This is a genomic window from Streptomyces zinciresistens K42 (genome assembly GCF_000225525.1).
GTDB classification, from domain to species: Bacteria; Actinomycetota; Actinomycetes; order Streptomycetales; family Streptomycetaceae; genus Streptomyces; species Streptomyces zinciresistens.
The window spans coordinates 41,952-50,613 of the sequence record NZ_AGBF01000035.1 but is presented as its reverse complement, the minus strand read 5'-3'; the positions used below and the strand labels follow the sequence as shown (position 1 = coordinate 50,613).

Sequence of the window (8,662 nt, the reverse complement as noted above, 5' to 3'; positions counted from 1 at the left end):
CCCCGCTGGGGTCACGCTTGTTGCCCTGAACGCGGACCATGATGAGGGTGCGGGGGCGGGGGTCACCGGCGGGGCCGGGCAGGGTGCGGACCTCGATACACGCCGGGATGGCCGCGAGGCCCTGTGGTTTCGGGGTCAGGTCCAGGACCACGAGGAAGTTCACGGGCGGGCCGGCGACCTGATACGAGATCGCCTGGGGCCCGTAGGCGGCGGCGTAGGCGTCGAAGGAGGAGTCGGCCCAGTCCCGCTTGAGCTCAAGGGTGATGAGTTCGGTGTTCGGCTGCCAGGCGATGTCGACGCGCCCGCCGCCGACATTGGTTTCTTCCATACGTACACGCAGGCCCTGGCCTCGTAGGAAGTCCCGCAGGTCGCGGCCGAGTTCGGCTTCCCGCGGTTTGTCTTCGTCCTTTTTGAGCTGGCGGAGGTAGGCCCGCGCCTCTCCGCCGTATTTCTGTGTCTCGGACAGCCTCAGGTCGACGAAGCGGAGCAGACGCAGGAGCATGCGGTCCACGTCGGCGGCGAACTGGCCGACATACCCGTCCGGGCATTGTGCCTTCAGCTGCTGATGGGTGTTGCGGAACACGGTGGCGATGATCGGCACCTCGTCGACTGGCAGAGCGGCCTTCCGGGCGGCGAGCATCGCGTCGATCCGGTCTCTCAGTTCCGGGGTGTCCGCCAGCAGGTTCTGCAGGTGCTCGGTGTCCGCGGTGGAGAGCCCGAGCCCGGCGAGCGATGTCGCCGGGCAGTCAGGTTTTGGGGGCGGAGAACCACCGCCTGTGTCCAGCGCCTCCCGAAGCCGAGCTGCCTGCTCCCGGACGAGGGTTGTGGTCGGGTCCTGATCGCGGCCGGGGTCTTCGGCGAGCTCCTCAAGCCATTCGTCCAGGAGGGCCAGTCCACCCTCGTGAGCGAGGAGAGTGGCCTCGACTCGGGGGGCGAGGAGGGCGTGCAGGCCGTGCGTGGCCGCTGATGTCGCGGGGCCCGGCTGGGCGGTGTGCGGGCAGGCCGGGGAGGGGGCGAACAGGTCGAGCGTGCGGTGGGCGGTGTAGACGTCCACGAGGTCGCTGATCACACCGGCTGCGTGCAGCCAGGCTCCCGGGCGGTCCGAATCCGTTGCGCGGGTGAGGGTGTCGAGGAGGTGTTGCCAGGCAGTGAGGGTGTCCAGGCGCGGGGTGCGCCATCCGGGCGGCAGGCCCAAGAGGTTGAGGCGCAGCTCCAGGACGGCTTCGTCGAGTTGGGTCCTGGCGGCCTCGGGGAGGGGAGCACCGGCGGAGTAGGCGAGGATCGCGTCAATTGCCGCACCGAAGGCGGCCGCGTCGGGGCGCTCTTCATCCTGGTGGGCGTCGCCGAGGTGTTGGCGGGCTTCCAGGAGGAGGGGGCGGGCGCGGGCGGGGTCGTCGGTGTGCAGTGCTTGGCGCAGGGCGAGCATGCCGAGTTCGAAGGCGGCGTCCTCCGCGACGTCGTCGCGTTCGACCAGCTGGTTCAGGAGGCGGGCGGGGTCGGGTGAGTCGAAGTGCTCGGCGACGGCGCCGGCGACTCTGACGGTGCGCAGGGCGTAGTCGTCGTCGATCTGGGCGAGTTCCTGTTGTCGGTTCAGGCGGCGTAGCCGGTCCAGGAGTCCGTACTCGGCGGCGCCGCCGGACAGGACGATGCGGGCGGTGCCTTCCAGGGCGATGCCGCCGAGGAGGTCGGTGTGGCTGCGGCTGGCGTCCAGCCAGATGTCGGCTAGGTCGTCGCCCAGTTCGTGGACGGCTTCGGGGCATCCGAGGAGGGAGGTGATGACGCCCTCCAGGCGGAGCGGGTCCTGCGGGGACTCGGCGGCGGTGAGGAGGAAGGCGCGGGCCTGGTCGTCCTGGATGGCTGTCTGGTCGGTGCACATCAGGGCGACGAGCATGGGCAGTTCGTCGTGGTCGAGCAGGGTGTCGGTGTCCTGCAGGAGGTGGCCGAGCCCGCCGAGGTCGGCGAGGGACGGCGTGGGCGCGCCGGTGCGGTAGGCGTCTACCAGCGGTTGGAGCGGATCGGGAGCGCCAGGGGACACCGGTCAACATCTCCTCACTGCGCTCAGCGACCTGTGGAGCATAGAGGGCCGGGCTGGCGCCCGGAACGGGATGGTCACCACAATCGTTCCCCGGCCGGGGCCAGGCGCAGCTGGTCCGCCGGAATGACCGTGGCCACCTCCTGGCCGCGGGCGGTAGCGATCACGACCTGGAGCTGTGGCGCCGTCTCGGTGAGTTGGACGAGCCCTTGCAGCATCAGTTCCAGGTCTCCGCGGTCGACTTCTTCGGCCCCGGGCGAGTCGATGATGAGCAGTCCCGGGTGCCGGCCGACGCCAGTGCGGATGCCGTGCCGCAGGAGGGCGGTGGTGGTGACGATCTTCAGGCGGAGCTGCTCGCCCTCAGTGAGAGATCCGTAGGGCTGGTGCTGGCCACCCTTCCAGACCTTCAGGGTGGCGCTGGTGCCGAGTTCGACGGCTTCGAGCATCTCCAGTCCGAGCTGGCGCCCCATCGTGACGATGTCGGTCTGAACGGCTTGGAGGACCTCTTTGAGGGCCTGCGTGCGGCGGGCGTGGGCGGCCTTCTCGGCGGCCTTGAGGATGTCCTGATCCCGTTGGAGGGGGGCGAGGCCAGCTGGGTCGCCGAGGTCGTCGAAACGCCCTCGGCGTTCGTCGAGGGCGCCGCGCAGCCGGGCGACCTCGAGCTCGGCTGCGCGGCGGTCGCCCGCTGCCGGGCGGGCGAGCGCGTCCTGGAGCGCGCTCTGGGCCTGGCTGAGCGCGGCTGTGGTTTCGGTGGCTCTGCCCTGCTTGTCGGCCAGTGCTGCGGCCGCCGTCTCGACGGCCTGCTGGACCTGGGCGAGTGTCTGACGCAGTTCCTGGTCGTCGTCGACGTCGTCGAGGCCGTCGTCGTCAGCCGGGGTGCCGTCGTACTGCGCTGTGGCCGGGTGGAGCGTGGAGGTGCACAGGGAGCAGTGGCCTTCGTCCTCTCGGGCCCATTGGGCCTGGGTGACCTGGGCGTCGCAGCGGGGGCACACGGTCGGTTTCAGGGTGTGGAAGAAGGCCTTGGCGAGGGCGGCTTCGTGCGCGGCGTGGACCAGCGCGGCAAGGGACTGGCGCTGTTGTTCGAGTTCGTCGTGCTGCGTGCGGGCTTCGGCGAGTTCGCGCTGCGCGTTGCCGGCCGCTTCGGTCGCCTCGGTGAGGGCCTGGTACGAGGCGTTCAGGTCGACGGCGTTCTGGCCGAGGTCGGGCAGGGTGTCCAAGCGGTCCTGGGCCTGTTGGAGGCTGTGGTCGAGTTCGTCGATCTTGCTCTGGCGTTCGTCGGCCTCGGCTTGGGCGCGGGCCTTGGCGGCGGACAGTTGCGCCGCGACGAGTTTCTGCGCGACCGCGGCGGAGACCATCGTGGCGGCCCAGGGCGCTCCCAGGAAGAGTTCGAGGAGCCGGGTCGGCAGGGCGTTGCGGGCTTCGTTGCCCAGCAGGTGGCCCAGGCCGGAGCGGTTGATGTGGAGTGCGCTGGCGTACGCCGGCCAGGACAACTCGCCGGTCAGCGGCGGTCCGTCGACTCCTTCGGGCCGCTTCTGCTGGGTGCGCAGCGGCTCCAGGCCGAGGCGCTCCAGCATGAAGGCGTCCATCAGCTCTTCGAACGTCGCGGCGTTGTCGAAGGAGAACAGCGCCAGTCCGCTTTCCTTCGAGATCACGGTCCCCGCCGGCTTGCTGTTGCTGACGGTCATCTCGACGACAAGGGTCTCGTCGTCGAGGACGAACTCGGTGCGGACTCGGCGCAGCCAGCTCTGCACGTCGCGCTGGAGCCCGCTGCGGCCGCGCAGGCACCACAGGACGATCTCCAAGACGCTGGACTTGCCGGCCTCGTTCTTGCCCGACGAGGCCAGGCACCAGACGCCCGGTCCCAGCTTCCACTGGAAGTGGAAGGGCTCGCCCTCCTCGCCGGCGTCGCTGCCGTGGTCCCCGGCTGGCGCTGGGCGCACGCCCTCGAACTCCACTTCGGTCACCCGCAGCGAGTGCGGCCGCGGCAGTGCGGTCTGCGGGCGCACGCCGTGCTCGGCGAGGACCGCCTTGACCACGTCCAGCTCTTGGCCGGCCGCCTTCGCAATCTCCTCCAGCCACGCCTCGACCGGGCCCAGGGCGTCGCCCTCCGTGCTCATGCCAGTCCCTCCTGGGCCAGTGCCGCGTCCAGTCGTTCCCGGACCCGCTCGCTGATGCCGCCGATCACCTGGTGCACGAGGGTGGCGGCGTACTCGGGCTGCCCGTACTGCTGTGCCTTCAGCTGGGCTCCGGTCATCCCCTCGACCGCGGCCGCCACGTAGGCGGTCTGCTGGTCGTACCAGGCGAGGACCTCTTCACTCTCCCGGAGCCGCTGGGCCTGCTCCGCGCCTGCATGGAGGAGGAAGTAGTCCCTGCGGCGTACGCGTTCGTCGGACACGCGCCCTGCACGCCGTACGGCGATGAGTCCCAGGTGGCGCAGCACGCTCAGAGCGTTGTCGAGCACCTCGTAGGCTCCATGATCGTTGCGGAGCATCCGGTAGGTATGCAGCTCCGGCTCGCGTTCCTTGAACACGGCTCGGGCGTCGAGCAGCCGCTCCGCCGGCAGGCTGCCGTCCTGCCACCTCGAGATGATCAGGTCCGCGAGGTAGTCGGGGTTGCGTACGAGGAAGTCCAGCTTCTGCAGCTTGCGCTGGGACAGAATCGCCCGCACGGCCGTGTCCGGCACCTGCGGCCAGTCGGCGCACGGTTCACCCAGTCGGTCAAGGATGAACAGGACTCGCACCGCCGTCTGACCCGGGGTCGGTGAAGGACTGACCGCGACCACCCCCTTGGACCTGCCGGAAAGCCCGGCCCCCTCACTGATTGCTGATCATCGGTCACTCACCATACAAGCGAACATCACCGAATTACCCCAGCGTGTCGCGATCGCCACGGAAATCTCGCTCGGCCGGAGGAGTGAAACCCCAGGGTGTTGCCTGCGGTGTCGCGTGCACGTCGGGAACAGGGCACCCCGGGAGCAGGGGCCGGCCTCATCGTGACTCTGACGGCAGTCTGCCGAGCGATCCCGTAAGGCCGAGCGCTCGGGTGGGCCCGTCACCCGTTCGGGGAGGCCGGGACCTGGGCGTACGTGGTGAAGATCAGGCCGGCGGTCAGCTTGTGCTGGGCCAGCTGCTCGGCGACGGCGTGCGGATCCCTCCAGCGGTGCTGCCCGTGGGTGAGCGCTTCGGCCCAGTTGCGTACGGCCGCGGCGAGCTCCTCCCACTTCTGCTGCGTGACCACGCGCATCCCGTCGATGGTGATCGCCTGCCGGTGCGGGGTACGGCTCGGGTGGACGATCACCGCGATCTGCTGAGTGACGTCGGGGTAGGTCTGCTGGTCCCAGCGGACGCTTCCGCCGAGCTGGTCCAGGTCGTGCTTGACGATCGTGTCCGTGGTACGTCCGGTCTTCAGCTCGATGACCGCGTGCCGCCCAGGCCCGAGGACCCACAGGTTGTCCGGGCCCTTGTCGTACTGCTTCTCGGGACGCGTGCTGACGAACCCGAGGTGCTCGCCGAGCCGCTCCCACGCGCGCTCGGCGTCGTCGCTGCGTTCCTCGTCGCCCCAGATGACGTCCTCGGTGAGGGCGTTGACGGCCAGGCCGAGCGAGGTGCCGTCGGAGTAGGCGCCGTCGAGGAAGGCGGCCGCGGCCTGCGCCTGGACGGCGGCGGGACGCAGCTGAGAAGGGGTGACGCCGCTCGCCGGTCGCAGGACGAACGGGTTGTCGTCCAGCGCCTTGGCCAGCAGGCGCTGGGCGGCCGCGTGGTCCACGTGGTGAAGGTAGGCGGCTCGCTGTTCGGTCAGCCAGCCTCGTACGGCTCGGTCGGTCACCGCGCCGATGGCCTTCTGGAGCCGGTCCGAGGCGTCGTTGTATCGGGCTGTGGCGGCCAGGTTGAAGGCTTCACGGACGCCGATGGCCTCGGGGCGCATGGTGCCGCCGGCGGCGTAGTGGACGCCGGCGAGGGCTTGGCGGCTCAGTGCCCGCCACTGCGGGTCCTTGTCCAGGCAGAGGCCGACCGCCTCACGGATGGCGTCGAGTCCCTTGCCGGCGAGTTGGTCGGCGAGGCTGCTGCTGAGGTCGATCTGCACGCGGGTGGCCGGCGAGAACAGCTCCCGCTGCTTGCGGTCATGGAGCGCGACAGCCAGCTGGCTGCCGAGCAGCAGCACGGCGCAGTGGTCCTCGCTGTCGCGGACTCCGCGTCCCATGCCCTGCTCGATGCGTTGGATCTGGCGGGCGAGGAGCGTCGGACTGCCGGAGAGGACCGCGGCCTCGCGACGCTCGGTGGCGTCCATGGGGCGCGGGACCCCGTCCAGGATGAGCAACTCGCAAGCCGTGCGGGGCAAGTCGATGCCGTCGTACTTGTTGACCATGACAACGAGACCGACGTGTCCGCTCTTCAAGGCGCCCACCCCGTCGTGTAGGTCGGGGGCGTGCAGGACCCGGTCGGCGTACGGTCGCCACGGTGCGGCTGCGGGCGTGCTCGGCACCAGGACGACGACGTTGACCGGTCGTGCCTCGGGCGTACCGTCGCCGTCCCGGTCTCCGTCGGCGAACTGGCGGGCCATCTGCCGGATGGCCTCCGGGTCGAGGTGGGAGTTGAGGGCGAGGGGAGCGAGGATCATCCGGTCGCCGAGGTCGGCGGCGCTTCCCGGGGTGACGGGTTGCTGAACGTCCTGGGGGCCAGCGTCGAGGTCGGTGACGAGAACGCTGTCGTCGGCGAGCGTGGCGGTGAGGTAGACGCGACGGCGTGCGTTGGCGAAGGCGGGGATCATCGAGACCGGCGGGCACGGCGGGCTGATCTGGATGTCCCGGCTGGAGACGGTGACTGAACAGAGTTCGAGAACGCCGGCGATGAGGGGCCAGGTGAACTTGAAGCCGTCGGTGCCGGCGTGCGGGTGCAGGAGGGCCATGACGTCGTCCTGCCGACCGATCCAGGCCCAGAAGGGGACCGGCACCGTAGCGGTGTAGTCGGACGCCTGGATGTCCGCCCACGCCTTGGGAGACTGGGCCTTGAGGTCGGAGGCGAACAGGTCGGTCAGGGCATCGTAGGCGGCATGGCCGGCGGGGATGGTGAGCCGGAACTGTGCCTCGGTCGTGGCAAGCGCGGCGTGCGCGTCGTCGACGATGACGATTCCGGTGTCAAGCTTGTCCCGGCTGTCGCCGACCACGCCGAACACCGACTGGCCGTTGATCAGTTTCTGGAAAGTGGTCACGAGGATGGCACGGCCTCCGCGGAAGGCCAGGTTGTCCACCGAGTCGGTCACGGCGAGCCCCATTCTGTGGGCCTCTGCGCGGACCTGGGCGGCCAGGTACCGGTCGGGGGCGAGGTAGACCGCGGCGCCAATTCCCTCGTTCAAGGTGCTCTGTCCGATCAGCAGGCCCACGGCAGTCTTCCCGCCGCCGGTGTTCTGCTTGATCACCACGTCCCGGCGGTCGCGGTGCTTGTCGAACCACGCTTCAAGAACTTCGCCCTGTTCGTGCCGAAGGTAGGGCCAGGGCCGGTTCGCCAGAGCGGCATAGATCTCGCGGGGCCTCAGGAGCGGTTCCCTGGGGCCGGTCCCTACGAGGCTCAGGTCGAGCGGCACAACGGTGTCCTTCCTCCTGGCGGGGCCGACGGACCGGTGTGCGGCCGTCGGCCTCGCCATCATCCCGTGGAAGCGGACGGACCGTCAGCGTTCTCAACGACTGCAGTCGCGGGAGCCGTTCAGGAGAGGTGCATGAGGATTCCGGTGACGGCCCAGATCGCCCAGAAGGCCGGCACGAGCGCGGCCAGTGAGCTGCGTCGGCGCAGCACAGGTGTTCCCGGGGCCCAGACCGGCTGCCGGGGAACGGGGGTCGGTTCGGGCTCGGTCAGTTTGTTCACGCGAGCGAGCGCGAAGCGGTTGCTGATGAGGACGATGGGGTTGATGACGAGGGAGAACGGCGACCACCAGCCCTGCCAGAGGGTTCGGCTGGTGAACTCGCGGAATGCCGCGGTGCCACAAGTGCGGCAGAACGGGCCGGTCAGGCTGGAGAAGCCCAGCCAGATCAACAGGCCTTGGTGCCGGCGGAAGGTGACCGGGGCGGCCGGGGACGCCGCGCAGACTCTGCACGTCGGCTGCCCGGTGAGAAGAGGCGGGGCGGTCGCCGCGTAGGAGGCCGCAGACTGCTGCGGAGGTGGGGTGGTCATGGTGGTGGATCCTCATGTCGCGGGCGGACGGACAAGTGGCCTGCGGCGCCGTGGCGGCGCCGCAGGCCATGGGGGTTGCCGAGCCGGGGCGGATCACGCGTCGCTGAAGGCGGGGATGCGCCGATCACGAGGAAGTCGAGGCCTACCATCTCAGCGCGTGGGCGAGCCCGTGGTGACCGATCGACGAGTGCGGCCTCGGCTCCCGCCGGCGGCTACTTGGGGATCGGCGGTTTGGGCGCGGGATTCGTCTTGTAGGGGTTCGCACAGTCGTACAGCATGTAACCGCGGATCTTGACGCCGTCGGACTTCCTGGTGACGGTTCCCCGCGTGAACCACGTCTTCTGGCTCTTCTTATAGGCCCACTGGTCGTAGACGACCTTGTCCTTCCGGTAGGCGATGCCCACCGTGGCGGAGCTCTTGGAGGGGGCCTTGTGCACCTTCACGGCGCTACAGGAGATGGTCGTGG

6 protein-coding genes are annotated in these 8,662 nt (G+C 69.7%); all 6 read right to left on the bottom strand.

From position 1 onward, the window contains the following. Window positions 1–2,035 (bottom strand): hypothetical protein (locus SZN_RS40890; protein WP_007495381.1); only part of this gene is annotated, 2,035 nt, incomplete at its 3' end. A gap of 74 nt (window positions 2,036–2,109) precedes the next feature. After that, a complete protein-coding gene (locus SZN_RS13875) occupies window positions 2,110–4,149 on the bottom strand; it encodes a hypothetical protein (protein ID WP_007495379.1) in 2,040 nt (679 codons plus the stop codon). Next, window positions 4,146–4,700, bottom strand: a complete 555-nt coding sequence (locus SZN_RS13870; protein ID WP_139063549.1) for a hypothetical protein — start codon at window positions 4,698–4,700, stop codon at window positions 4,146–4,148. The genes SZN_RS13875 and SZN_RS13870 overlap by 4 nt, the downstream gene beginning before the upstream one ends. Before the next feature lie 383 nt (window positions 4,701–5,083). Further along, a complete protein-coding gene (locus SZN_RS13865) occupies window positions 5,084–7,612 on the bottom strand; it encodes a DEAD/DEAH box helicase (RefSeq protein ID WP_007495377.1) in 2,529 nt (842 codons plus the stop codon). 119 nt (window positions 7,613–7,731) lie between these two features. Beyond that, window positions 7,732–8,196, bottom strand: a complete 465-nt coding sequence (locus SZN_RS13860) for a hypothetical protein (protein WP_007495376.1) — start codon at window positions 8,194–8,196, stop codon at window positions 7,732–7,734. A gap of 212 nt (window positions 8,197–8,408) precedes the next feature. Then, window positions 8,409–8,639, bottom strand: coding sequence for a hypothetical protein (locus SZN_RS42530; protein ID WP_244313353.1), 231 nt, complete (start codon window positions 8,637–8,639; stop codon window positions 8,409–8,411). Window positions 8,640–8,662: the final 23 nt, after the last annotated feature.

Excerpts from the sequence above, each read along its gene's own strand:
- SZN_RS13860 (WP_007495376.1), bottom strand. The coding sequence starts at position 8,196 with ATGACCACCCCACCTCCGCAGCAGTCTGCGGCCTCCTACGCGGCGACC.
- SZN_RS13875 (WP_007495379.1), bottom strand. The coding sequence starts at position 4,149 with ATGAGCACGGAGGGCGACGCCCTGGGCCCGGTCGAGGCGTGGCTGGAG.